The sequence below is a fragment of the Brevundimonas sp. EYE_349 genome, from assembly GCF_023147505.1.
GTDB lineage: Bacteria > Pseudomonadota > Alphaproteobacteria > Caulobacterales > Caulobacteraceae > Brevundimonas.
Genome location: NZ_JAHXPB010000002.1, coordinates 127,385 through 150,480 on the forward strand (window position 1 = coordinate 127,385; position 23,096 = coordinate 150,480).

Annotated in this window: 22 protein-coding genes; 12 read left to right on the forward strand and 10 right to left on the reverse strand. The window is 65.1% G+C overall.

Annotated features, from left to right (window positions below; all coding sequences use genetic code 11):
• Positions 1–90: 90 nt before the first annotated feature.
• Positions 91–1,290: an acyl-CoA dehydrogenase family protein gene (locus KZX42_RS04335; RefSeq protein WP_248117465.1), complete on the forward strand. Its 1,200-nt coding sequence runs from the start codon at positions 91–93 to the stop codon at positions 1,288–1,290.
• Positions 1,291–1,351: 61 nt separating this feature from the next.
• Here KZX42_RS04335 and KZX42_RS04340 read toward each other — a convergent pair whose 3' ends face one another.
• Positions 1,352–3,655 (reverse strand): TonB-dependent receptor, encoded by a 2,304-nt coding sequence (locus tag KZX42_RS04340; protein WP_248117467.1) that lies wholly within the window; start codon positions 3,653–3,655, stop codon positions 1,352–1,354.
• Between the two features lie 360 nt (positions 3,656–4,015).
• Between KZX42_RS04340 and KZX42_RS04345 the strand changes: the two genes are divergently transcribed.
• The 5 genes from KZX42_RS04345 (at position 4,016) to KZX42_RS04365 (ending at position 8,801) form a co-directional block, all read left to right on the forward strand.
• A complete protein-coding gene (locus KZX42_RS04345; RefSeq protein WP_248117469.1) occupies positions 4,016–5,371 on the forward strand; it encodes an MFS transporter in 1,356 nt (451 codons plus the stop codon).
• Entirely contained in the window at positions 5,368–7,011 is a 1,644-nt protein-coding gene (locus KZX42_RS04350; RefSeq protein ID WP_248117471.1) for an AMP-binding protein, read from the forward strand. Before KZX42_RS04345 ends, KZX42_RS04350 begins: the two co-directional genes overlap by 4 nt.
• 31 nt (positions 7,012–7,042) lie before the next feature.
• Complete coding sequence (locus tag KZX42_RS04355) at positions 7,043–7,972, forward strand: helix-turn-helix domain-containing protein (RefSeq protein WP_248117473.1); 930 nt, start codon at positions 7,043–7,045, stop codon at positions 7,970–7,972.
• A gap of 83 nt (positions 7,973–8,055) precedes the next feature.
• Complete coding sequence (locus tag KZX42_RS04360) at positions 8,056–8,436, forward strand: nuclear transport factor 2 family protein (RefSeq protein WP_313441467.1); 381 nt, start codon at positions 8,056–8,058, stop codon at positions 8,434–8,436.
• A complete protein-coding gene (locus KZX42_RS04365; protein ID WP_248117477.1) occupies positions 8,433–8,801 on the forward strand; it encodes a nuclear transport factor 2 family protein in 369 nt (122 codons plus the stop codon). Before KZX42_RS04360 ends, KZX42_RS04365 begins: the two co-directional genes overlap by 4 nt.
• Positions 8,802–8,817: 16 nt before the next feature.
• Here the strand turns inward: KZX42_RS04365 and KZX42_RS04370 are convergent, their stop codons facing one another.
• From KZX42_RS04370 to KZX42_RS04390, 5 genes are all read right to left on the reverse strand, one after another.
• Positions 8,818–10,323, reverse strand: a complete 1,506-nt coding sequence (locus KZX42_RS04370; protein ID WP_248117479.1) for an AMP-binding protein — start codon at positions 10,321–10,323, stop codon at positions 8,818–8,820.
• A gap of 10 nt (positions 10,324–10,333) precedes the next feature.
• Entirely contained in the window at positions 10,334–11,143 is an 810-nt protein-coding gene (locus KZX42_RS04375) for a DUF1295 domain-containing protein (protein WP_248117481.1), read from the reverse strand.
• A gap of 18 nt (positions 11,144–11,161) precedes the next feature.
• Positions 11,162–11,920 (reverse strand): SDR family oxidoreductase, encoded by a 759-nt coding sequence (locus KZX42_RS04380; RefSeq protein WP_248117483.1) that lies wholly within the window; start codon positions 11,918–11,920, stop codon positions 11,162–11,164.
• Positions 11,921–11,929: 9 nt separating this feature from the next.
• Positions 11,930–12,463, reverse strand: coding sequence for a nuclear transport factor 2 family protein (locus tag KZX42_RS04385; RefSeq protein WP_248117485.1), 534 nt, complete (start codon positions 12,461–12,463; stop codon positions 11,930–11,932).
• Between the two features lie 74 nt (positions 12,464–12,537).
• Entirely contained in the window at positions 12,538–13,563 is a 1,026-nt protein-coding gene (locus KZX42_RS04390; RefSeq protein WP_248117487.1) for a hypothetical protein, read from the reverse strand.
• 131 nt (positions 13,564–13,694) lie between these two features.
• Here KZX42_RS04390 and KZX42_RS04395 point away from each other — a divergent pair, with 131 nt between their 5' ends.
• Genes KZX42_RS04395 through KZX42_RS04415 form a run of 5 tightly spaced genes read left to right on the forward strand, consistent with a single transcriptional unit; the run spans position 13,695 to position 18,259 of the window.
• Positions 13,695–14,672: an SDR family NAD(P)-dependent oxidoreductase gene (locus tag KZX42_RS04395; protein ID WP_248117489.1), complete on the forward strand. Its 978-nt coding sequence runs from the start codon at positions 13,695–13,697 to the stop codon at positions 14,670–14,672.
• Positions 14,669–15,451, forward strand: a complete 783-nt coding sequence (locus KZX42_RS04400) for an SDR family oxidoreductase (protein WP_248117491.1) — start codon at positions 14,669–14,671, stop codon at positions 15,449–15,451. The genes KZX42_RS04395 and KZX42_RS04400 overlap by 4 nt, the downstream gene beginning before the upstream one ends.
• Positions 15,452–15,459: 8 nt before the next feature.
• Positions 15,460–15,891, forward strand: a complete 432-nt coding sequence (locus KZX42_RS04405) for a MerR family transcriptional regulator (RefSeq protein ID WP_248117493.1) — start codon at positions 15,460–15,462, stop codon at positions 15,889–15,891.
• Positions 15,888–16,937 (forward strand): phosphotransferase family protein, encoded by a 1,050-nt coding sequence (locus KZX42_RS04410; protein WP_248117495.1) that lies wholly within the window; start codon positions 15,888–15,890, stop codon positions 16,935–16,937. The genes KZX42_RS04405 and KZX42_RS04410 overlap by 4 nt, the downstream gene beginning before the upstream one ends.
• Before the next feature lie 17 nt (positions 16,938–16,954).
• On the forward strand, positions 16,955–18,259 hold the full coding sequence (locus KZX42_RS04415; protein WP_248117497.1) for an acyl-CoA dehydrogenase family protein: 1,305 nt from the start codon (positions 16,955–16,957) through the stop codon (positions 18,257–18,259).
• On the opposite strand, the gene KZX42_RS04420 is transcribed toward KZX42_RS04415, so the two are convergent.
• The 4 genes from KZX42_RS04420 to KZX42_RS04435 form a co-directional block, all read right to left on the reverse strand.
• Positions 18,256–20,124, reverse strand: coding sequence for an AMP-binding protein (locus KZX42_RS04420; RefSeq protein ID WP_248117499.1), 1,869 nt, complete (start codon positions 20,122–20,124; stop codon positions 18,256–18,258). The genes KZX42_RS04415 and KZX42_RS04420 overlap by 4 nt on opposite strands.
• 14 nt (positions 20,125–20,138) lie before the next feature.
• Positions 20,139–21,047, reverse strand: coding sequence for an SDR family NAD(P)-dependent oxidoreductase (locus tag KZX42_RS04425; protein ID WP_248117501.1), 909 nt, complete (start codon positions 21,045–21,047; stop codon positions 20,139–20,141).
• 94 nt (positions 21,048–21,141) lie between these two features.
• Positions 21,142–22,032, reverse strand: coding sequence for a recombinase family protein (locus KZX42_RS04430; RefSeq protein ID WP_248117503.1), 891 nt, complete (start codon positions 22,030–22,032; stop codon positions 21,142–21,144).
• Positions 22,032–22,298, reverse strand: a complete 267-nt coding sequence (locus KZX42_RS04435) for a DUF2924 domain-containing protein (protein ID WP_248117504.1) — start codon at positions 22,296–22,298, stop codon at positions 22,032–22,034. Before KZX42_RS04435 ends, KZX42_RS04430 begins: the two co-directional genes overlap by 1 nt.
• A gap of 112 nt (positions 22,299–22,410) precedes the next feature.
• On the opposite strand from KZX42_RS04435, the gene KZX42_RS04440 reads away from it, so the two are divergent.
• Complete coding sequence (locus KZX42_RS04440; protein ID WP_248117505.1) at positions 22,411–22,572, forward strand: hypothetical protein; 162 nt, start codon at positions 22,411–22,413, stop codon at positions 22,570–22,572.
• The last annotated feature ends 524 nt before the right edge of the window (positions 22,573–23,096 follow it).

A 23,096-nucleotide genomic window follows, 5' to 3' on the forward strand; every position in this document is an offset into this window, starting at 1 on the left:
GCGTTAGAATACCATTATTGCCGATGAAGGCGAGTGGTTTTAGTATCAATTCGAAAGCGAGGCCGCCGAACGGCCCGATGGAGAGGAACGATGACCGATAGCCGCCCCACAGATGCGCCGCACGCGCTGGACTTCGACGGTCTGCGACCGCCCTCCCCGTTTCTCAACGCCGAACACGATGCTTGGCGGCGCAAGCTGAGAGGGTTCATCGACCGGCACGTGGCGCCGCACTTGGCTGAATGGGATGCGGCCTCTGATTTTCCCGACGCCCTTTACCGAATCGCTGCGCAGGAAGGCATTTCCGGCATGGGGTTCCGCGAAGACCTGGGCGGAACGGGCGAGGACGTCAGCCTGTATGACCGCATCCTCTTCGCCGAGGAGTTCTTCCGGCTGGGGTCGGGCGTCGTCTTCGCGGATCTGGCCACCCCCTGGATCGCCCTGCCCCCTATCATCACGGGCGGCGCGCCCGAGATGCTGGACCGCGTCGCCAGGCCCGTGCTGGCGGGTGAGCGCAAGATCGCCTTCGCCGTCACCGAACCAGGCGGCGGCTCCGACGTGTCCGGCTTCACCACCACCGCCGAACGACGCGGCGAGGTCTTCGTCGTCAACGGCGCGAAGGCCCTGATTTCCGGCGCGATGAAGGCCGACTTTCTCCTGACAGCCGTCCGCACCGGCGGGCCTGGCATCGGAGGTCTGTCGATGCTGTTGATCGAGGCGGACCGTGCGGGCGTAACGCGTGGGTCCACGCCGGGTCTGGAGTGGTACAACCGAAACAACGGCTGGCTGAAGTTCGACAATGTCGAGGTCCCGGTCGCCAATCTGATCGGCGTCGAGAACAAGGGCTTCGCCGGCCTTGCGCGCCAGTTCAACATCGAACGCTTCAGCGGCATCGCCGCCACCCTGGCCATGACGCGCACCTGCGTGGCCGAAGCCATCGCCTTCGCCCGCGAACGCCAGACCTTTGGAAAGCGGCTGATCGACCACCAGGTCATGCGCCACAAGATTGTGGACATGGTTCAGCGTCTGAAGGTGGCCTACGCCTATCTCGACATGCTGGTCTGGCGGTTCGAAAACGGCGAGGCGCCGATCGCGGAACTGGCCCTGATGAAGGTTCAGGCGACCAACACGCTGGAGCACTGCGCGCGCGAAAGCCTGCAGGTTCTGGGCGGCCGCGCCTACACAGGCGAAAACAGGGTCGAACGCATCTATCGCGAGGCCCGCATCTTCGTGATCGGCGGCGGCTCGGAGGAAATCCTGCGCGATCTTGCTGCCAAACAACTCGGCTTCTAGACAAGAAAAAGGCCCCGCCGATCATCGGCGGGGCCAGTTGGGTACAGAAGACGTCTTCGCTTCAGAAGGTGCGCTTCAGGGTGATGCCGTAGGTGCGCGGATCGCCCAGGAAGGCCGAATAGGACCCTGCCTGGAACGTCGCCGGCAGCACGCGGCGATAGTAGAACTCGTCGAACACATTGCGCGCCCACAGATCGACGCGCCAGGTTTCAGACGTGTCCTGAACCGACAGCCGCACGTTGGCCGTGGTGAAGGCGCCCTGCACCCGATTGGGATCGAACCCGCCGGTGAAGAACTCGGAGCTGTAGCGCGCGTCCGCATAGGCCGTGCCCTTCAGCTGCTCGCCGAGCGGGAACTCCCATGTGACGGAGGACACGTTCACCCACTCCGGCGCCTGCTCCATCCGCCGTCCGGCATAGGTCAGATTGCCTGCGGCGTCGGTGTAGGAGGCGTCCGTGTAGCTGAGCCCGTTCGTAAGGGTCACACTATCCGTCGGCCGCCAGGTCACCTCCAGCTCGGCGCCGCTGGTGGTGGCTTCCTCCAGACTGCGGACGACGAAGTTGACGCCGGTATATTCGATCAGTTGGAAGCCCTTGAACGACTGGTGATAGGCGGCGAAGTTCGCACGCACCCTCCGGTCGAAGAACTCCCCCTTCACCCCGATCTCATAGGCGTCGACGGTCTCTTCCTTGAAGGCCAGATCGGCGGCGTTCGGCGTCGCGGGCGTGGTGAAGCCGGCGCGGTCGAAGTTGTAGCCGCCGGACTTGTAACCCCTGGAATAGGACGCATAGGTATTGAGCTGCGGCGAGAACTGATAGGCGATGTTGAAGGTCCCGGTCAGCGCGTCCTCTGTTCTGGAGTCCGTGTCGCCCGCCGGATTGAGCCGCGTATCCCAGAAAGGCGCGCAGAAGCGGATCACGCCCGGCGCATCCCCGGTCGCACGCGCACTGTCGCAGGCCGGGTTGAAGTTTTCGCCCCGGAAATCGATCGACTTCTCGTTCTGCGTATAGCGCAGGCCCGCCGTCACGCTCAGTTGGTCGGTCAGGTGGAAGATGTTGTGGGTGAAAACCGATTTGTCGGACCCGTCCTGATGCCCAATCCCACGCGCGCCGTCGCCGGGCTTGAAGGCCGCCAGGGTGCTGGCCTGGAAGGTCGCCGCGCCGCCGTAGATCAGCGGATAGTCCGCCCCCATGCGGAAGGCGGAATCGTTCATCACCTTCTCGTCCGAATAGAAGGCGCCCACCATCCAGTCCAGGCGACCGCGCGTGCCCTGCAGGCGCAGTTCCTGCGTGAAGACGTCGAAGCCCTGGTGCAGACCCTTGGGCGCGAAGAAGCCCAGATCGGCGCCCGAGTGATCGAAGTCCTGCGACCGCCATGCCTCCCAGCTGCGATAGGCCGTGATCGAGGTCAGTTGCCCCCAACCGAAGTCGAAGTCGCCCTGGGCCGAGAAGCCGTAATCCTGAATGGCTTCCGCATTGACGCGGCCATTGGTGACCGACGCCGAACGCGCCCTCGGATCGGAGGTCGCATAGCCGATCTGTCCCCTGGCGGCGGCCAGATTATTGACTGTGTTGTATGTCGGACCGGCGATGGCCAGCACGGCGACACAGCAGTTCTCGTCGCGGGTCGTATAGTCCGCGCTGAACAGCCAACGCATGGTCTCCGACGGACGATACAGCAGTTTGGCCCGGACGAACTGGCGATCCAGATCGTCGAACCGCGTGCCGTTGTTGGTGTTGGGATAGAAGCCGTCGCGCAGCTCCCAGCTGCCTTCCACGCGCAGCGCCGCGACGTCATCCACGAGCGGCAGATTGATCGCAGCGGAAATCCGCCGATCATCGAAGTTGCCATATGTACCTTCGACGCGTCCCTCGATTCCCGAAAGGTTCGGGGACTTGGTCACGACGTTGATGATGCCGGACGAGGTATTGCGCCCGAACAGCGTGCCCTGTGGTCCGCGAAGCACCTCGATCCGTTCCAGGTCGCCCAGCTCGGACAGCGCGACGCCCGTTCGCGCCCGGATGACGCCGTCGATCACGACGCCCACCGAGGATTCCAGTCCGGGGTTGGTCGAGGTCGTGCCGACGCCACGGATCCGAACGGACGAGTCCGAACCTCCGCCCGGGGTTTGGAATTGCACGCTAGGGGCCAATCCCGTCAGCTCGCGAATGTCGCTGACGCCGGAGTTCTCAAGCTGCTGGGATCCGATCGCGGTCACAGCGACAGGAACATCGATCAATCGCTCTTCGCGCTTCGTCGCCGTAACGATGATGTCGTCGACGGTCGCCGGAGCGGGCGCTTCCTGCGCAATGGCCGGCGAGGCGCCGAGGACGCCCCCGATCAGAAGCGCATACACACTTGTCATACCTTGCCTGGTCACGCTCTACCTCCCTAGATCCCTCGTTTATCCGAGGTGTATCGAAGGCCAGCTTCTCACTTGCAGAACGAGACTGTCAAATAGCTTTTGTAATCGGACCAAAATCTGTGTTTACCTTCTAACGCTGGTTTTGACGCCCCGTCCGCTGAACGAGACGATGCGCAATTTAGCGGAGGAATGGCTCAATGCCTTGTTATTACGCGCCTTCGCGCGTCTGCTTGTCGTCCAAGAGGCCAAGGCCGTCTCCAGAGCGACAGACGCATCACTGCGACGATAAGCGTTCTGGCCGTCGCCAATCGCGTGACATTTGTTCCTTTCAACACAAGATCATTGGGACGGTTTGCGATCATGACTGCTGACGCCTTGCGCCCTGCGCGATCCCCCTCCGAGGCCCATGCCAGCTGGCCTTCGCCAGCCTGGGCCTGGTTTACCGTCGCCGCCTTGATGATCGCCTATACCAGCAGTTTCATCGATCGGCAGATCCTAAGTCTTCTGGTTGAACCGATCCGTCGCGATCTGGTCATCAGCGATACGCAGTTCAGTCTTCTGGCCGGCCTGGCCTTCTCCCTGTTCTATACGGTGATGGGGGTCCCGCTGGCCAAGCTGGCGGATCGCGGCAGTCGCCGTCTGATCATCCTGATCGGCATCACGATCTGGAGCGTCATGACCGTCGCCTGCGGTTTCGCCACCAGTTTCTGGGCGCTGTTTGCGGCCCGTGTGGGTGTAGGCATCGGCGAGGCGGCCCTGTCGCCTGCGGCCTATTCGATGATTTCCGACTATTTCCCGCCGGCGAAACGCGCGCGCGCCTTGGCCGTCTATTCCATGGGCCCATACATCGGCGCAGGGTTGGCGCTGATGATCGGCGGCGGCGTGATCGACCTGATCTCCCGGACCGGCGACCTGAGCCTTCCCTTCATCGGCCAGATGGCGCCGTGGCAGCAGACCTTCGTGCTGGTCGGCGCGCCCGGCCTGCTGATCGCGGCGCTGTTTCTGGTCGTGCGCGAACCGCCGCGACACGGCGTAGTGAAGACGGGCGTTCAGACCGCGGTGCTGCCGTTCCTGTGGGCGCGTCGCTCGACCTTCTACGCCATGATCCTGGGCTTCTCGGTGTTCGGCATCGCCGGGATTTCATACCTGGCCTGGATCCCGGCCGTCTTCATCCGCGTGCATGGTTGGGAACCGTCTCAGGTCGGGGTGGCCTATGGCGCCATCCTGCTGTTCGGCGCGACGCCCGGCGTCCTGGTCGGCGGATGGCTGTCGGACTGGCTGTCGGCGCGTGGCAGGCGTGACGCGCCCTTGCGCGCCGCGATCCTGGCCATGGCCTGCTGCATACCCTTCGCCATCGCCACGCCCCTGATGCCCACCGCGTCTTTGGCGTTGGCGAGCCTGGCCGTGTTCAGCTTCTTCGCCGGCGTGATGAACAGCCTGCCGGCGACGTCCCTCCAAGCCGTGTCGCCCAACCAGTTCAGAGCCCAGGTCACCGCCATTTATTTCCTGATCGGCAATCTGGTTTCGCTGGGACTTGGCCCCACCATCGTCGCCGCCTTCAGCGACGCCGTGCTGGGCGGGCCGCAGAAGATCGGCCTGTCCCTGTCGATCGTCAGCGGGATCGCTTTGGTCCTCGCCTGCGCGACGTTGATCCTCACCATGCCGGCCTTCCGCCGCAGCCTGGACGAGGCCGAAAGCTGGAGCGGTTCCAAATGAGCAGCAGGCCCGACCATCAGACGATCCCGTCGTTCGACCCCGCGCCCCCGACCGCCGACCAATGCGTGACGTCACGGCTGATCGAGCGTTTCGCGGCAGAGACACCCGACAAGCTGTTCGCCCTCTTCGAGAGCGGCGAGACATGGACCTGGGAACAGACGCGTCGGCGGGCGCGCGAGACAGCCAGCGCCTTGCAGGCGCGTGGCGTCGGTAAGGGCGACATCGTCGCCGCCTGGGCGCCGAACGGGCCGGCCCTGCTGGGCGCCTGGTTCGGCTCCAACCACGCCGGCGCGGCTCTGGCGCCGATCAACAGCAGCTTTAGGGGTCTGTTGCTCGAACACGCCATCGCCAAGACCGGCGCGAACATTCTGATCCTGCACCCCGAACTGATCGACCGGCTGAAAGGCCTGTCGCTGGGCGCCGTAAATCGCATCATCCTGACCGGGCCGGCGACCTCGGATTATGCCCCCCCGGGAGTCGTCGTGGAGGACGAGACGGCTCTGATCGGTGATCCCGATCAGTACGAACAGGTTGACTCCCAGCCGTGGGATACGCCCGTCATCATCTTCACCTCGGGGACCACCGGGCCCTCCAAGGCGGTGATCACCTCCTATGTCCAGGAATGGACCACGGCTGTGGTGACCTATGGCTATATGGTCCAGTCCGACCGGATGCTGGTGAACCTGCCGATGTTTCATGTCGGGGGCATCGCCGCCATCACCGCCGCGCTTCAGTGTGGCGGGTCGATCGCCCTGTTCGAATCCTTCGACACGCGCCGCTTCTGGGACCTGATCCGAAAAACCGAATCCACGGTGTGCAGCGGCCTGATCGGCGCCCTGACGACCTTCCTGATGAAGGAGCCGCCGCGCGAGGACGACGCCCACAATCCCCTGCGCATGGTGACCCTGTCGCCCATCAATGAGGACACGGTGGCCTTGGCCAGGCGTTTTGGGTTCGACTATCTATCGGGCTTCAACATGACCGAGGCCTCCGGGCCGCTCATCTGTGCGGTGAACGATCAGGTCATGCGCAGCTGCGGTCGCGCGCGCGAGGGGATCGAATGCCGCATCGTCGACGCCTTCGACAACGAACTGCCGCACGGAGAAGCCGGAGAACTGGTGATCCGGTCCGATAATCCTTGGGTTCTGACGCGCGGCTATCTCGGCGATCCGCAGGCGACGGCGGATGCGTGGCGAAACGGCTGGTTCCACACCGGCGACCTGATGCGTCGCGACGCGGACGGCTGCTTCTTCTTCATCGACCGGAAGAAGGACGCGATCCGCAGACGAGGCGAGAACATGTCCTCGCTGGAGATCGAACTGGAGGTCGATGCGCACCCGCTGGTGCGAGAGGCCGCCGCCTATGGCGTCGATCTTCCCGGCGGAGAGCAGGAGGTCATGGTGGCCGTCGCGCCGGTGGATGGCGCTGAGATCGACCCGCAGGCGCTGATCGAATTCCTGATCCCCCGCATGACCCACTTCATGGTGCCGCGCTATGTTCGCGTCGAACCCGCCCTGCCCAAGACGCCGTCCAACAAGGTGCAGAAGACGGGCCTGCGCGCCGACGGTGTGACGTCCGCCACCTTTGATAGAGAGGCAGCAGGCATAGTGGTCCGCAGACAAAAGCTTACGTCGGCTTGAAAAAGGCCTTGGCCAGCCGCTACGGAAAGGCATGACCTCCGTCGCCCCGAAGACTCGTTCGGTCCCCAAGAGCTCCCTCAACCGCGCCCTGAACGCCTTGGGCGATCGATGGAGCCTGCTGGTGATCCAGGAAGCGTTTCTGGGCGCCACGCGATTCGAGGAGTTTCACGAACGCCTGGGCGGGGCGCGCAGCACACTCTCCAGCCGCCTTCAGGCGCTCGAAACCCACCAGATTCTGCAGAAGAAGCTGCAGCGCGAGAATGGCTCGCGCATGGCCTATCACCTGACGGCACGAGGACGCGGGCTGTTCGACAGCATGTTGGTGATGTGGGGTTGGGGCGTGCGGTGGGGCGTTGCGGGACGACGCGCCCCCACGCTGTTCACGCACATCGACTGCGGCAAGGCCATGTTGCCCGAGATCCGCTGCGGCGCCTGCGGCGATCCTCTGACGCTTCATAGCTGCACCTTCGAACCCGGTCCGGGCGCGGGAGTGGAGAAGCTGCCGACCCAGCGCATGCATCGCCGACGTACGGGCGACGATTCCCAAGGCGTGGAGCTGGTCGATCTGCTGGGCGATCGCTGGACGGGTCTGGTCGTCAGCGTCCAGTATTTCGGCGTGCACCGCTTTGACGAAATCCAGTCAATGCTGGGCATCGCCTCCAACATTCTGGCCGATCGGCTGAGGACACTGGAGATGGCCGGCATTTTGGAGCGGCGCCTTTATGAAATCACGCCGCCCCGATACGAATATCACCTGACGAAGAAGGGCGCCGATCTCTATCCGCACGCCTTGGCGGTTCTGACCTGGGCCGAAACCTATCTTAAGCTGCGGTCAGGCCCGCCGATCCTGATCCGGCACAAGTGCGGCGCCGACCTCGATGTGTCGGTGGAATGCGGCGCCTGCCGAGGCCGACTGACGATGGACAATGTTCTGCTGAAATCGGGACGACGCGCCGGCTAACCGCCTTGCATTAGAAGACCTAACCACATAGCGTTCTCCAAAATCACAAAGGGAGAGATGTCGTGGGTCGCAATTTGCAAGTCGTGGAAACCCTGATGGCCGCTTGGAAGCGCCGGGACGTGGAGGGCTTCATCGCCACCCTGTCCGACGACATCGAATACCACTGGCATCCCACAAAGCGTCCGGCCGTCGGCAAGGACAAGATGCGCAAATTCCTGTCGAACTACGAGGCGGGCTTCGACCAGCAGGAATGGACCATTCTGCATTCCGCCGAAGCGGGCGACGTTCTGTTCGTCGAAGGCAAGGAGGTGCTGGTGGATCGTTCGACAGGGGCGCGGATGGACAATCCTTTCGTCCAGGTCTTCGAACTCCGCGACGGGCTGATCACGCGCATGCGCGACTACTATGATACGGCTCAGGTCCACGCCCCGGCCAAGCCGGATGCGGCCAAGGCATCGGCGTGACACGCCCGATCGAGCAGTTGAGGGCGTTGATGGCGGTGTCGAAGGCGCGCGACAAGGCCGCCTTCCTCGCCTTCTTCGACCCGGCGATCGAGTACCACTACCACGTCGGCTCGCGCCCTCTCATCGGCGTCGAATGGGTCGACCGCTTCATCACCAAATACTGGCGGGATCACAGCGAAACAGAGTGGGTCCTGATGAACTGGGCGGAAAATGGGGACGTCATCCTGACCGAGGGTCGAGAGGACTATGTCAATGCGGCCGGGGTTGCGATCTCTCACCCCTATATGGGGTTCATCGAGTTTCGTGACGGGAAGATCGTCGCCTGGCGGGATTATTTCCAGATGCAGGATCCGGCCGCCCACTGATCGGGCGTCTGATCGTTCAGCCGACCAAGCCGATCCGGGCGTCGCGTAGAGCGCCTCGCCTCACCTTGCCCGCATCGTCACGCAAACGTTCGCGCGTGATCTCGAACGTGCGCGGCTGTTTGTAGCGCGCGATCCGCTCGGCCAGAAACGCTGTCAGGTCGGACAAGTCGAGCGAGGTGTTCGCCTCTATGATGGCATGGACGCGCTGGCCCAGGTCGGCGTCGGGCAAGCCGACCACTACGCTGCATTCGACGCCGGGAAAGGCGTCGATCGCCGCCTCGACCTCGGCGGGATAGACGTTGGCCCCGCCGGTCACGATCATGTCCACCCGACGGTCGGCCAGGAACAGATAGCCGTCTTCATCGACATGGCCCAGGTCGCCCAGCGTTTCGAAATCGCCGCGCGCGCGGACGTCGGCCCCCAGATACCGATAGGTCGATCCCTGACCTCTGTTCGGAAGGAAGTAGATTTCCCCGACCGTTCCAGTCGGACAAGGATCGCCCGCATCATCGAGGATGTTCAAGGTGAAGCCCGGCAGGACGCGACCGACCGACCCCGGTTTCTTCAGCCAGTCGAGCCCCCCGATCATCGTGCCGCCCAAGGCCTCCGTTCCCGTATAGATCTCCCAGACGGCTTCGGCGCCCATCCAGTCGATCCAGCATCGCTTCAGCCAGGGCGGGCAGGCGGCGGCGATGTGCACCACGGCGTCCAGGGAGGACACGTCATACTTCGCCTTCACCGCATCGGGCAGGGTCCATATCCGGTGCATCATGGTCGGCACCTGAAACAGCCAGCTGACCTTCTCCGTGTCGATCAGCCTGAGCGTCTCCTCGGCGTCGAAGCGGCGCATCAGGACCACGTGCAGTCCCCACGCCAAGGCGTAGCAGGTCATGCCGAACGGAGCGGCATGATACAGCGGCCCAGGGTTCAGCATGACGTCGTCCGCCATCATGCCCAGAAGCAGGACGTCGGGATCGGCCAGCGCCGGCGCCATGTCCACGATCACCTTGGGACGCCCCGTACTGCCGCCGCTGGCGATCGCTTTCAGATGCGGCGCCGTATGTTCAGGCAGCGGCGTGGCGTCTTCCCTCTCGTCATAGGTCTCGACCGCAGCGACGACGCGATGGACGCCGCAGGGCGCGGCAGTCTCGGAGACAACGAGGCGTGGCGACAGAAGATCGAGGATGGCCTGTCGCTCGACCATGGGAAGAGTATGCGCCAGCGGCGCGGGCGTCGCGCCCAGCGCCCAGGCGGCGAACGCCAGCTCAAGAAACGCCGGACCGTTGGGCAAGGCGATACTGACGAAGTCGCCAGCAACCACGCCGAGCTTGGCCAGGGCTCTTGCCCGGCGATTGACCCGAGCCGCCAGTTCGGCGCGCGTCAGGGTCTTGCCTTCGAACGTCAGGGCGGCGCGGTCAGGCGCGCGTTCGGCCTGAAGATCGAGCAGGGCGCCCATGGATCGCGGGGCCGACATTGGCGCGCCGGGCGTCAGCAGGCTGCGAGGACGGGCGGGACGCCGCATGGTCGTCGCCTCAGGCGCGCCGAGGCGGCCACGGCACCAGCGAACTGGTGCGCGCGATATAGTCCGCATAGCCTGGCCGCTGGTAGGTCAGCCGCTTCTCGTACGATGGACCGCCGCTGTATTTGACGAACATGACGAGCAGCAGCAGCGGCCCAAGGATCGCAGCGATGCCCAGCGCCGTTTCAGCGGCGATGAGCCACAACCCGAACCAGACGCACAGATCGCCGAAATAGTTGGGATGCCGCGTATAGCGCCATAGCCCTTGATCGAAGACCTTGCCCGTATTGGCCGGGTTCGCCTTGAACCGAGTCAACTGCACATCGGCCAGGCTTTCGAACAGAATGCCGAACGCCGCCAGCCCGGCGCCGGTCATCCCCAGGACGCCGATACTCGCCGGGTTGGAAGAAAGCTGACCCAGTTGAACCGGCAGGCTGACGACCCAAAGGATCGGCGCTTGAAGCCGGAACACCAGCCGCCAGGCAGCCTTGGGATAGCTCCAGCCCTTCTCTTCCGCGCGAGACAGCATTTTGACGTAGCGACGATCCGGGCCGTGAGACCGCCAACGCCACAGGATATGCAGCCCAAGCCGCAGCCCCCATGCGACGGCCAACGCCAGCAGCAGAAACTTGCGATCCGCCGCGCCGGCATCCGCCTGAATGAAGGTCAGCACGGCCATCGACGCCAGTCCCAACGCCCACCAGGCGTCGACGAAGGTGACATCCTTGATGGCGCAACCGATCCGCCAGAGGATGACGAACGACACAACGCAGAAGGCGAAGTTGATCGCCAATATGGTCGCGATTTCCGAAACGGGCGGCATCGGCTTTGTCCTCTGTTTTCAGCGGCCGGTGGAGACGTTTGTCGCGTGGACCATCTTGGCCATCTGACGCTCTAGACCCTTGGGATCGCGCGCCATCGCCGCGCGGCTTTCGATGGCGAAACGGTCGGTGTCGATCTCGTCCGTGCCACGTGTGATGCCCCGCATTGCGGCGCGCGCAATCTCTTCCGGCGTGGCCTTGGCGCCGTCGACATGGGCCGCCATGCGCGTGTCCACCGAACCGACGATCAGCGACGTGACGGTCGTGCCCTGCCCTGCCAGCTCGGCGCGGATACAGGCGCCCGCCGCGCGCATGGCGAACTTCGACGGACTGTATCCGCCCATGTTCGGGGCCGCCAGAATGCCGCCGACCGACAGGACGTTCAGGATCGCCCCACCGCCATTGGTTTTCAGGATCGGCGCGAAGGCGCGGGCCATGTTGACCGGTCCGAAATAGTTGACCTCCATCTCCTCGCGCGCACCGCTGAGGTCCTCCGCACCGATCAAAAGCCGGTTGGTGAAGGCGCCCGCGTTGTTGACGACGACCGACACGTCCGGGCAGGCGACGGCCGCCGCCGCGATAGTCGACGGGTCGGACACATCCAGACGGATCGCCTGCACCCGATCAGGAAACTCTTGCTCCAGATGCGCCGCCGAGGCGGCATCGCGCGCGCCAGCGTAAACCCTCGCTGCGCCTTCCTGCATCAGAACCCTGACGAAGGCTTCGCCAATACCCCGATTGGCCCCGCTGACGATGGCCACACAGCCCTTGATATCCATGACGACGCCTCAGACCTCCAGATAAAGGATATCGTCGGGCTTCTTGGCGCCGCGCCGCAGCTGACTGGCGTCCTCCGTGATCGCGCCCCGGGCCCAGGTCTCGCTGATCTCGTGCTCCTCGTTCCACTCCCAGCACATGGTGCGGCGCAGGATGCGCCACTCGTCGCCGCGCTTCTCCAACTGGTCCACGCACCGCGCCAGGGTCCGGGTGTCGAACCACTCGCCTTTCACCTTCAAGCGCGACGCGGTCAGGATGTAGGCTTCGGCCAGGGCCGAGGTCGGGCTCTTCAGCTCGATCATCAGGTTCATCATCAGATGGTTCATCAGACCAGCTTTCGGCAGCCGGCCCTTGACGATGGCCACCCACTCCGACGCGGGCCCATTGAAGGTACCCCCGTGATCCTCCCAGCCATCTGGCCAGTAGGCGCGCTCCACCAGGGTCTCGTCCGCCCGATCGCAGCCGCGCAGGAACAGGACCAGCGTTTCCTCGATCGCCTTCTTGTCGAGAAGCGCCTGGATTTCGGGATCTCGGGAATGGGCCAATGCGTCCTCCTAGTTTTTATAGTCTTTAAATGAAAGTTACATGGTCGATGTTGGCTGGCAAGACGGATGCGCAGTCACAATCGGAACAGTCCCGGCGGCGCTGCAACAACCTTCGGAATGGCCTGCAGCACCATGGCCGCCACAGCGAACTGCTCGGGCCGCGTGCGGACACCCGGCTCGGCGGTATCGACCAGATCCATCGCGAGCTTGAGACCCGGCGTCCCGTCGATGATGATTTCCCAATGCGGCTTGCCGTGGAACAGCGGATCGGTACGGTCCATGATCCAGTTGACTTCGTGGGTTATGCGGCGGACGCCATCGCGTAATCCGTGCACTCGCCATGTGGTGGCGGCGACCTGGCCCTGATCGACAGTGCCGGCGGCGATCGGCAACCGGGCGCGCGCGAGGTGCAGCTCGTGATCCGTCTCGAAGCCGTCCAGTTCCAGACCGATGCGGAAGGCGAGACCCGCGACGCTCTGTCTGAACATGGCCCCGAACGTCTGCGCCAGCGGCCCATCTCGCAGATCGACCTTTGCAGGATCGGCGCCGAAGCCCAGCGTCCCGAAGACGTATTCAGGGCTTGGGATGCCGGCGCAGTCGATGATCTCGCGTGTCAGGATATGGCGGTGGGACAGGCACAGGCTCGCCGCGTTGGCCGCCATCCGCTCCGCCGCCCAACCAGGGTTGACGCCCGAACCCGCCAGTGTCGCCCCGCCCTTCAACGCGCTGACGTTCAGCAGCACCGCGCTGGCCGTCTCCATCGCTTCGGGCTCGAAGTAGTTGTTGATGGAGATGACGTTCTTGCCCGACGCCAGCAACCGCCCCACGTCCTCGTCGTCGGCGTCGTAGGGAGCCGGCAATCGCGGGCAGTGCAGAACAATGTCGGCGTCCAACGCCAGAACGTCGTCGATGGAGCGTGTGGCCCTGACGCCGGTCGAAGGACGGCGTGCGATGTCCCCAGCGTCCAGCCCCTCCTTGTCCTCGCCGTAAACGAACAGGCCGACCAACACCAAGTCCGGCGAATCCAGCACCGCCCGCAGGCAGGTCTTGCCCATCGACCCGGTCGCCCACTGGATCACGCGAATGGGCGGCCCGGACATCGACTTCTCCACTTTCGTTACCGAACCGTATGAAGATAAGTTCTGAAACGCAAGCGACTTGCCAAGAGGAAATCGACCAGATTAGTATCTTTACGAAAGCGTCGAAACGGCGCGATGGAACGAGCATCACCATGGCCGAACCCACCGCCTGGAAGGCGCTGACGAAGTCCGTCGGCTTCTATGGTCGCTTCGCGCCTTCCTTTACCCGCATCGGCTACTGGTCGCGGGGACTGCCGTTCCAGCCGGTCCGCGCAAACTACGGCGGCCAGACCTGGCTGATCACCGGCGCCACGGGAGGATTGGGCCGCGCTGCGGCGTTACGCGCCGTCGCCAAGGGTGCGACCGTCTATGCCGTCGGCCGCAGTCGCACCGGCCTCGCGGCGCTGGAGGCGGCGGCCGCCGGCATGCCGGGCCGGATCATTCCGGTCGAATGCGACCTGTCCTACATCGACGCCGTATCCAGACTGCCGACCCGCGCCGCTCTGCGCCTGGTCGCGTTCGATGTCGTGGTCAACAACGTCGGACTTCTGATGCGCGATTTCGCCCGGACCAGCGAAGGTCTTGAGGTCTCCTACGCGACCAATCTTCTGGGCCATTACGTCCTCACCGAACAGCTTCGTTCGGCTGGGCGGCTGAAGGCCGGCGGAGCCATCATCAACGTCGTATCGGGCGGCCTCTACAATGTCGGCCTGAACAAGGGGATGCTCAACATCCCCGAGGAACGGTTCAACGGCTTTGCGGCCTACGCCTCCCACAAGCGCGCCCAGTTGGCTCTGACCGAGCATTGGCGCGCGGCCTTTGGGGACCTCGGCATCAAGACCTATGCCGTGCATCCCGGCTGGGCCGACACGGCCGGCGTCAAACATTCCCTGCCCAAGTTCCGCAGCATACTGGCGCCCATCCTGCGCAACTCGGACCAGGGCGCGGACACCATCGATTGGCTCGCCGCCACCCGCCCGACCGAGGTGGTGGACGAGATCTGGTTCGACCGGAAACCCCGCACGGCCCACGCCTACCCCGCGACGCGGGTTACGCGAACGACGCCGGCGGACATCGTCGCCTTCCTCGAGCGCGACCGTCAAAACCTGGTCGGATCTCGGCCGTCATGATCCCGTACGCCGCGCCGATGTTCGACCTCGGCGGCCGCGTGGCGCTGGTCACCGGGGGATCGCGTGGTCTGGGCCTGCAGATCGCCGCCGCTCTCGGAGAATATGGCGCACGCATCGCCCTGGCCGCTCGCAATGTCGAGGAACTGGACAGCGCCGTCTCCCTGCTGGCCGAGCGCGGCGTCGACGCTGTCGCCCTTCCGACAGACCTCAGTTCCGCCAAGGCCGCCGCCGACCTGCCCAACCGGGTGGTGGGCGCCCTTGGCCGGTTGGACATCCTGGTCAATAACGCGGGCGCCGCCTGGGGCGCGCCGGCCGAAACCTATCCGGTCGAAGGCTGGAACAAGGTCATCGATCTTGGCCTGACCGGCCTGTTCCTGCTGACGCAAGCCGCCGCATCCGCCTGTTTCCTGCCGCAGGGCCGTGGCGTCGTTCTCAATGTCGCCTCCATCGAAGGTCTGCGCGGTCATCACCACAGCCGCATGGGCACGATCGCCTACAACACAGCCAAGGGCGGCGTGATCAACATGACCCGCGCCCTGGCGGCCGAGTGGGGTCCACGCGGCATCCGCGTCAACGCCATCGCGCCGGGCTTCTTTCCTTCCCGAATGTCGGCCGGCACGGTGTCGCGGCACGAGGCAGAAATGATCGACGAGACGCCCGTGGGCCGACTAGGCGGCCCCGGCGACCTGATGGGCGCGGCGCTGCTGCTGACCTCCGACGCCGGCGCGCACATCACGGGCCAGATCCTCGCCGTGGATGGCGGCGCCACGGCCATCTGAGACAGAGCATGACCCAAGCTTTCGAACCCGCCTTCCTGCCGCGTCGTCGGCGCAGCGCGCCTGATGTTCGCTTCGCGTCCGGCGCCACCATCGCCGAGTTGTCGGCCCTGACCGGGGCGACGGCTCGCGCCCTGCGCCACTACGAAGACGAAGGCTTGCTGTCGCCGTACCGATCCAGGGGCGGCACGCGAAGCTTTTCGCCGGAGCAGCGACGACGCGCCCAGATCATTGTTCGGCTGCGCGACCTGGACATGCCCATCTCGGAGATACGCGCGGTTCTCGACGACCCGGCTGAAGCGAACCACCGCATTCTTCGTTTTCTGGACGCCCAATCGGTCCTGCTCGATCAGCGGCTGTCGGATGTGCGAAATCTGAAACGGCGGATTGGACGAACGGACGTCGTCTTCGACGACGACTTCCTGACGGGGCCGGTCGCATGACCGACAGCCTGGGCCCCGTTCGCGCAGGATTCGAGATCGACACCGGCCGCCTTAGCGACTGGTGCGCCGCCTTCATCGTGGGTTTTCACGGGCCGATCAAACTGACGCAGTTCACCGGCGGCCAATCCAATCCTACCTACCGGCTAAGCGCTGGCGAACGACGGTTCGTGCTTCGCCGCAAGCCGCCGGGCCTTCTTCTGAAGGGGGCGCACGACGTGCTGCGCGAGGCGACGGTGCTGACCGCGTTGCGCCGCCAGGGCTTTCCGGTTCCACAGGTGTTCGGGGTCTGCGAGGACGCCGATGTCATCGGCTCGCCCTTCTATGTGATGGCTCTGGTCGAGGGCCGCATCTTCTGGGATGCGCGCGCCAGCGCCGCCACGCCCCAGCAGCGCCCGATGCTGTTCAAGGCCATGATCGAGGGACTGGCTCAACTGCACGGCCTCGACGCCGAAGCGATCGGACTGGGCGGCTATGGTCGACCTGAAGGGTTCGTGCCCCGCCAGATCGCCCGCTGGTCTCAACAGTATCTCGCGGACGGCGACGCCGGCCGAAACGACGACATGGATCATCTATTGGACTGGCTGAAGGCGCGACCCGCGCCGGCCGATGAGAGCGCCATCGCCCATGGCGACTTCAGGATCGACAATCTGATCTTCGCACCCGACACGCCGCAGCTGACCGCCGTGATCGACTGGGAGCTGTCCACCCTCGGCCACCCCCTGGCTGATTTCGCCTATCACCTGATGGTCTATCGGATGCCCTCCGCCCTTGGCGGCCTGGCCGACATCGATCTGGCGTCCGAGAATATTCCCAGCGAACAGGCCCAGGTCGAGGCCTACTGTCGCGCGACCGGCCGCGACGGCATCCCTGACCTCGACTATTTCATCGCCTTCAACCTGTTCCGTTTCGCCGCCATCATTCACGGCATCCGAGGGCGGGTCGCGCGCGGCAATGCAGTCTCGCCCCAGGCCAAGACGCGCGCGGAGCAGTTTCCAGCCCTCGCCGCGCTGGGCTGGGCCCAGGCGCGCGCCGCGAACTCACGCTGACACGACAGGATCGAACCATGGATCTCGGCCCAACTCCACGCGGTCTCGACCTCGCCGCGCGTCTGACGGCCTTCATGGCCGAGCATATCTATCCCAACGAGCGGCGCTATTATCTCGAGGCCGAGCGGCTGGGGCCGTGGGCGGTCTATCCGGTTGTCGAGGCGTTGAAGCCCCTGGCGCGTCAGGCTGGCCTGTGGAACCTCTGGCGACCGGCGTCGGAAGTCGAAGACGGGCTGACCAACCTGGACTATGCGCCGCTGTGCGAAATCATGGGCCGGTCCCTCTTCGCGCCCGAGGTCTTCAACTCGTCGGCGCCGGACACCGGCAATATGGAAACCCTGCTGCGCTACGGAACCGAGGCGCAGAAGGCGCAATGGCTGGAGCCGCTGCAGGCCGGGGACATCCGATCCGCCTTTGCAATGACCGAGGCGGAAACGGCCTCGTCCGACGCATCCAACATCTCCAGCACCATTCTGGCCGACGGAGACGGCTACGTCGTCAACGGACGCAAATGGTACACGACCGGCGCGACCGACCCCCGCTGCCGAATTCTGATCGTCATGGGCAAGAGCCGACCGGACGACCCCGATCCCTATCGCCGCCAATCCATGATCCTGGTCCCAAAGGATACGCCCGGCGTCCGCGTCGTTCGCGCCCTGCCGGTGCTCGGCTTCTACGGCGTGCCCGACCGCGCCGCCGAAGTAATCTTCGACCAGGTTCGAGTTCCTGCCTCTAATATCCTGTTGGGAGAAGGTCGAGGGTTCGAGATCGCCCAGGGTCGGCTGGGGCCTGGCCGCATCCATCACTGCATGCGGCTGATCGGTCTTGCCGAACGCGTGCTGGAACGACTGTGCCGCCGCGCCGAGACGCGCAGTCCGTTCGGTCGACCGCTGTCCGAACAGACCGTCACCCTGGAGCGCATCGCCCAGTCCCGGGTGATGATCGAACAGGCCCGCCTTCTCACCCTCAAGGCCGCCTGGATGATCGACCGGCACGGCGCCAAGACCGCCCGTGCCGAGATCGCCATGATCAAGGTCGCTGCACCCGCCATGGCGCAACAGATCGTGGACTGGGCCATGCAGGTGTTCGGCGGAGGCGGCACCGGCAACGACCACTTCCTGGCGGCCGCCTTCGCCAATGCCCGTCTGCTCCGTCTGGCTGACGGCCCGGACGAGGTTCACCGCAACCAGATCGCCCGCTTCGAGCTGAAGCGCCACCGCGACGCCGACCCTCGGCTCACCGGCGGGGATGCGGATGTTGTGCCGCTCGAAACTGCGGCGCAGATCGCAAACGACGGACTTTGGCCCCCGCCGACCGCCTAGCCGGCGACGATCACCTCGGGGTCGATCCTGTCTGCATAGAGGCGCTCGACCGCGTCGGCCCGTCGTTTCAGCACGGCGGCGCGGTTGATCGAACCCTTGTCCGAAATCTCGAAATCGGCGCTGCTGGGCGGCTCGCTCAGGATGATCAGCGCTGCGACACGGCGGCTCTGTTGCGGATCGCGCTGGTTATATGCGCTCAACCCGTCAGTCAGCGCCGCGATCACGGCGGGATGACGTGCGGCGGCGTCAGCGGACAGATCGCCGCCTGTCAGCGCGCGAACACCCTCCGGCGCCAACCAGACCAGCACGCCCAGCCGGTCCCGCCCATCGCCGCACACCACCAGATCGCGCAGCAGGCCGGGACAGGCCGCCAAAAGGGAATCGCGAATCTGTCCGGCCTGAACGAAGGTGCCGTTGCCCATCTTGAACTGTTCCGCACGCCGGCCGGCGAAGAACAGCCCCAGTTCCGGTCGTTCACGATCATGGAAGTCCGCCAGATCCTCCATCTTGAAGTAGCCTTCGTCGTCGAAGGCCGCCGCGCTACGCGCGGGATCGTTCAGATAGCCAGGGGTCACGCTGGGCCCCTTCACCCGCACCTCATAGGCGCCGTCGCACGGAACCAGCTTCAGCTTCACGCCGGGCGTCGGCAGGCCCATTCCGACCCGATCGCTGTCCCACCAGGTGTAGCTGACGGCCGACGCCGTCTCGGTCGAGCCATAGCCGGAGACGAAGGCGATCCTCTGGCCGATCGTGGCCACCGCGAGCGCCTGGATGCGGTCGTGCAGCACCTGGGGCAAACCCGCGCCGCCAAACAACAGGGCGCGCAACTCACTGAAGAAGGCCGCGCGCAAGCCCTCGTCCTTTTCCAGGGCGTCCGCCAACATGGCGTAGCCCGTCGGCATGGTGCCGTAGAATGTGGGCGGACAATCCAGCAGGTTCTTCAACGTCTCCGAAAAACCCGCTGGTGTCGGCCGCCCGTCGTCGATGAACAACGACCCGCCCAGGCTCGACACATTGGTCAGCAGAGACGATCCCGCGATATGGCTCCACGGCAGCCAGTCCAGCACCCGGCCGTCCCACGCAAAGGCGTCGCCCATCGCCTGAAAGCCCGACGCGGCGTGCGCCGACATCATCGCCTGGGTATGGATCGCCGCCTTCGGCGTTCCCGTCGAGCCTGACGTGAGCAGATATCGCGCCGGCGCCGTGGGATCCAACGCCTCGATCAGGCGTCGAACACCTTCGACATCCGGCGCGCCCATGACCTCGCTTGAGGGAGTCGCACCGGGATGCAGCGACCGATCATCCGGCCCGACCAACCGCATGTCGGGCGTCGCGATCGCCTCGACCGCTGCCGAATAATCGGTGCCGCTTTCCGCGAAGATGACGCCTGGGTTCAGCAGGTCCACCACATGCTTCAGCCGATCGAAATCGGGGCCCAACCGCGCGTAATTGGTGCTGACCGAACAGATCGGGACGCCGGCCGCCATCGCGCCGAACATCCATGCGGCATGCACTGGAGAGTTTTCCGACAGCACCAGCACGGGCCGCCCCTGCGGCGCATGACGGCGCAGCCACTGAGCAATGGACGAGGCCGCCTTGCGCCCCTCGCCATAGGTCATCACTTCCCACTGTCCCGCCCAAGCCTCGCGACGCGCCACCCACGGCGCGTCCGGCTGACGGTCACCCCACCGCCAGAACGTCGCCATCAGATTGGGTTCGTAATCGGTCAGCGACCGGGCGGCTGACAACAGCAGCACGCCGTCCTCGCGCCGCTCCAGGTTCAATCCGACGTCTCCGAACCGGACGGGACGGCAGGGGGATCGCTCGGGCAGACGAGTGTCCATGGCGACGGTCTGGACTGTCATTTGTTCCTGCCCCTTCAGCCGCCGTGCGCCTTCTGGGCCTTGGTCAGTTCGATCATGCCCTGGGCGGCGCCCATGTCCGGCACGATCTCGCCGGCGCGGTCCGAGATGGCGTCAAAGCGGGCGGCGATCTGTTCGGGCGCGTCGTCGCCGGCGATGAAGTCGCCTTGGGTCAGCGTGACATAGGCGCGCTCGAACCCGCCGGCGCCGGCGGCCAGGATGGCGCGGCTGGGGGCGTCGCGGCTGACCAGATACAAAAGGCCAGGCGTCACCAGGGCCGGAGCGAGGGCCTCCAGCGGCAGGGCCGCGCCCAGGTCCTCGGTCATGCGGGTGTGGGCGGTCGGCGCCAGGCAGTTGACGCGGATGTCGTTCTTGGCCCCCTCGATGGATAATGTCTGCATCAGCCCGACCAGCGCCATCTTGGCAGCGCCATAGTTCGATTGCCCGAAGTTGCCGTACAGGCCCGAGGACGAGGTGGTCATCACGATCCGGCCATAGTTCTGACCCCGCATGATCTCCCACACCGCCTTGGTGCAGTTGACCGCCCCCATCAGGTGAACGTCGACGACGAAGCGGAAATCCTCCAGCTCCATCTTGGCGAAGGACTTGTCGCGCAGGACGCCGGCGTTGTTCACCAGGATGTCGATCCGACCCCATTTGGCCATGATCTGATTGACCATGGCTTGGACCGCCGCGGCGTCGGTGACGGAGGCCGCATTGGTCATGGCCTCGCCGCCCGCCGCCTCGATCTCGGCCACCACGGTCTCGGCCGCCGTCGCCGATCCGCCCGAGCCGTCGCGCGCCCCGCCCAGGTCGTTGACCACCACCTTGGCCCCGCGCGCCGCCAGCGCCAGGGCGTGCTCGCGCCCCAGACCGCCGCCGGCCCCCGTCACGATCGCCACCTGTCCATCGAACCGCATCGTCATAATCGCCTTCCGATCAGCCACAACTAAAGTCACTGCATGAGTTTCGTTAGAAGACCAATATACATTTTTCTGCTCCCGTCACTGCCCTACGAGCCTACCCCGGCGTGCTGGAGCGAGGCGACCAACTACCCGCAGTGCAGCTTCTGAAAATGCCGCTTATCCGATCCGGTCGGCGACGTGGCGCGCTCGGTCTGGCCGATTCCAACCAAGCCCGGCCAGATCGTTGCTTGAGCACGACAGGCACGTTGAGCGTGATCGAACCATCCGCCGCGACGGGAGGCAGTGGAGAGACGGCGCGCGCGGCGGCTTCGATCGTCAGGCAGATGGCGACCCGCTCGGCATGGACCTGCACTCGGGTGACCAGCGGACGCAACTCCGTCCAGGGTGCGGTCGGCTGACCGATAAGATCGCGCAGGGTTTCGGCGACCAGTTTTTCAACCGGCGCGGCGGCGATCCGGTGCAGCCCACCCGGCGGCAGGTCTGAGCGTCTAGCACCCTGCTGGGTGGAGGCGGTGACATAGTAGCGCCAGCGGCCGTCGCCCCGGCTGGCGGTGACGGGGCTCATCGGAGCGCCATGCGCATCGCTGATCAACCCGGTCAGCACGGCCGGCGATCGTCTTGCACGGGCCTGTCTCGGAACGACCTGCTTCGCCAGCGCCGCCTGCACGGCCTCAAACAGGGGGCGATCCAGGATCGGCGGATGCAGGCCGGGCCAAACTCGATCGCCGTGAACGATCTCGCCGACGTAGAGCCGATTGCGCAGCAGGTGAAAGACCGCGCCCCGGCTGAAGGGCCGACGGTCCATGTTGCCGCCGGAGAAGCCGCCGTCGTCATAGCGGTTCGGCAGCTCTAGCCAGCCCTCGCCCTTCTGCGAGGCCACGTAGGCCGAGCAGGCCTCGCGCTGGGCGTCCAGGGAGTTGAAGTCCTGCTCCAGACCCTCCTCGGTGCTCTTGCGTGTGTAAATGGCGCAGCGAGAAGGCTTCATCAGCCCGGCCTCAGGCCGAAGAACTTGGGACCGTTCCAGCGCGCGCCCGTGATCTCGAAGGCGATCGGCGAAAGGCTCTTGAACCGGCGGCCGTTCCAGAGATAGCCGCCATCGACCACCTCCACCTCATGACGCTGGCCGCGCCACTCGCGGACGATCCGGCCGCCGCGCTCCAGCCCCTCGCCCACGCGGCCCTGGCCCCGAAGGCGTCGTCTGAGGCCCGGTTCGATGCCGCCATTCGCATGGGTCTGAAGCCGCCAGGCCACTCTGATCGCGGCTCTCCGCCGCGCCCACGCGGAACTCGCAAAGGCCGGGGTCAACGCGGCGGCGCCCAACGCAACATCCTGGCGTGACGTCGTCGGCATCAACGACAGCTATTTGCGACGGCTGGTCCCCCTCGCCTTCCTGGCTCCCGACATTCAGGCGGCGATCATGGACGGCCGCCAGCCGGTCGGACTGACGCTGCAGTCCCTGCGGGATCGGGAAATCCCTATGTCCTGGGCCGACCAGCGGGAGCAGCTGGGCTTCCATTTGGATTGACGGCCTAACGACCGTCCTGATGAAGCGCCAAACAGGGCCTGTTCGGCGGGCAAACAGGCCCTAATCCATATCAAGTAACAGGGCCTGTTCTGGACCTGTTCTTTTAGCGGCGCTGGGCCCAATGAAGAGCGAAAAAACCGCTTGTTGTCCGTGACATGACTGTCCTAGCGCGCAAGTCGGCTGCGGCTCGAACGCGCGACAAATCTACATAACAGGTGAAACAGGCTTCCGCGACGAAACCGGGTGCGGCCAAAAGCGCGCAGAGACACGCATCGCCAAGCCGTCGCGAAACGCGTGGAACGCCCGGAAAACCGCCCGTGGCGGTTCACGATGGGTAGGAAAATACGCCAGCTTTCGCGAGCTTAGAGGTCGGTACGCAGAGCAAGAGGAGTTGCTGGAGAGCGTGGCGGGCCGCGCCCGACGATGATGAGCACTACATCTACGCTATAGCCCTCTAATGCCGCACTGCGCCCATTTCAATTGCCGCGACCATCGCGTCACTGGCCTTGGAGATGCCTCTCATC

Coding starts and splice junctions, on each gene's coding strand:
- KZX42_RS04335 (WP_248117465.1), top strand. CDS start 91: ATGACCGATAGCCGCCCCACAGATGCGCCGCACGCGCTGGACTTCGAC.
- KZX42_RS04340 (WP_248117467.1), bottom strand. CDS start 3,655: ATGACAAGTGTGTATGCGCTTCTGATCGGGGGCGTCCTCGGCGCCTCG.
- KZX42_RS04345 (WP_248117469.1), top strand. CDS start 4,016: ATGACTGCTGACGCCTTGCGCCCTGCGCGATCCCCCTCCGAGGCCCAT.
- KZX42_RS04350 (WP_248117471.1), top strand. CDS start 5,368: ATGAGCAGCAGGCCCGACCATCAGACGATCCCGTCGTTCGACCCCGCG.
- KZX42_RS04355 (WP_248117473.1), top strand. CDS start 7,043: ATGACCTCCGTCGCCCCGAAGACTCGTTCGGTCCCCAAGAGCTCCCTC.
- KZX42_RS04370 (WP_248117479.1), bottom strand. CDS start 10,323: ATGCGGCGTCCCGCCCGTCCTCGCAGCCTGCTGACGCCCGGCGCGCCA.
- KZX42_RS04375 (WP_248117481.1), bottom strand. CDS start 11,143: ATGCCGCCCGTTTCGGAAATCGCGACCATATTGGCGATCAACTTCGCC.
- KZX42_RS04380 (WP_248117483.1), bottom strand. CDS start 11,920: ATGGATATCAAGGGCTGTGTGGCCATCGTCAGCGGGGCCAATCGGGGT.
- KZX42_RS04390 (WP_248117487.1), bottom strand. CDS start 13,563: ATGTCCGGGCCGCCCATTCGCGTGATCCAGTGGGCGACCGGGTCGATG.
- KZX42_RS04395 (WP_248117489.1), top strand. CDS start 13,695: ATGGCCGAACCCACCGCCTGGAAGGCGCTGACGAAGTCCGTCGGCTTC.
- KZX42_RS04400 (WP_248117491.1), top strand. CDS start 14,669: ATGATCCCGTACGCCGCGCCGATGTTCGACCTCGGCGGCCGCGTGGCG.
- KZX42_RS04405 (WP_248117493.1), top strand. CDS start 15,460: ATGACCCAAGCTTTCGAACCCGCCTTCCTGCCGCGTCGTCGGCGCAGC.
- KZX42_RS04410 (WP_248117495.1), top strand. CDS start 15,888: ATGACCGACAGCCTGGGCCCCGTTCGCGCAGGATTCGAGATCGACACC.
- KZX42_RS04415 (WP_248117497.1), top strand. CDS start 16,955: ATGGATCTCGGCCCAACTCCACGCGGTCTCGACCTCGCCGCGCGTCTG.
- KZX42_RS04420 (WP_248117499.1), bottom strand. CDS start 20,124: ATGACAGTCCAGACCGTCGCCATGGACACTCGTCTGCCCGAGCGATCC.
- KZX42_RS04425 (WP_248117501.1), bottom strand. CDS start 21,047: ATGACGATGCGGTTCGATGGACAGGTGGCGATCGTGACGGGGGCCGGC.
- KZX42_RS04430 (WP_248117503.1), bottom strand. CDS start 22,032: ATGAAGCCTTCTCGCTGCGCCATTTACACACGCAAGAGCACCGAGGAG.